The following is an 890-nucleotide window of genomic DNA, read 5'->3' as shown; positions in this document are numbered from 1 at the left end:
GAGGAAGGCCGCAAGGGATCTTGTTTCACAGCGATCAAGGCAGCCACTATACCAGCAAAGCGTTCAGACGATTATTGCAGCGTTATGCTATCAAACAAAACCTGAGCCGGCGGGGAAATTGCTGGGATAACAGCCCAATGGAACGTTTTTTCCGGAGCTTAAAAAGTGAATGGGTTCCTTCGGCAGGATATGCAAATTTTAGGGAAGCTCGCCATTCTATTATCCAATACATAACAGGTTATTACAGCCAGCTTCGTCCTCACGGGTATAACAATGGACTCACGCCCAATGAGTCAGAACGATTATTTTGGGAAAACGCTAAGCCAGTGACCAATTTTTGTTGACCACTTCAATCGGTGTTGCTCCATTCCAGCGTTTTGCGAACGTGATTTTTTGAAGCCCGCACCGCCAATAAGCACCGGCGCGCGCAGTCGTGACCCCGCCGTGCCTGCCCACTAAATGCAGTGCTTTTTATGCACCTGCACGGGATCGCCGGAAGCGCGCCCGTACTGGTGCTTGACGGGGGGTGTGATCCTTGTTTGATCTTGCGGATTGGTGCGGGGAATGCCCTTTCTTATGCAGTAGCTATCTGGGTTAAAAATATCCGACCAAACTGCGGATTCACTATCACTTTGTGAGCACCGTCAGGTATTTTCTTGGGGAAAACATATACGCAATTAACTTGAAGATGTAGGTTTTAATCGCTGGAAATGATCAGTCAGTCGGGTAGCCAATTCCTGTGCTTTTGTTGGCAAGGTGACATGATAAAAATGTCGAAGTGTTCCCCGAAACGTTTTTGCATCCGGGAAATAGACATTGTTGCGTATTTGCTCATTCGTGTACTTCCATAATCGTTCAATGGGGTTGAGATTAGGGCTGTAGGGGGGCAA

At 47.9% G+C, this 890-nt stretch carries 2 protein-coding genes; one reads left to right on the top strand and one right to left on the bottom strand.

Features of this window, described 5'->3' with window-relative positions; all coding sequences use genetic code 11:
* Positions 1 to 344, top strand: a 344-nt coding sequence (locus Xinn_RS21060) for an integrase core domain-containing protein (protein ID WP_153043437.1), incomplete at its 5' end; no start/stop codon positions are given.
* 333 nt (positions 345 to 677) lie between these two features.
* Here the strand turns inward: Xinn_RS21060 and Xinn_RS21055 are convergent.
* On the bottom strand, positions 678 to 890 hold a 213-nt coding region (locus Xinn_RS21055), incomplete at its 5' end, for a transposase (RefSeq protein ID WP_211286048.1).

The organism is Xenorhabdus innexi (genome assembly GCF_002632485.1).
GTDB lineage: Bacteria > Pseudomonadota > Gammaproteobacteria > Enterobacterales > Enterobacteriaceae > Xenorhabdus > Xenorhabdus innexi.
The sequence above is the reverse complement of the archived record's forward strand: the minus strand, read 5'-3'. Positions and strand labels throughout refer to the sequence as shown.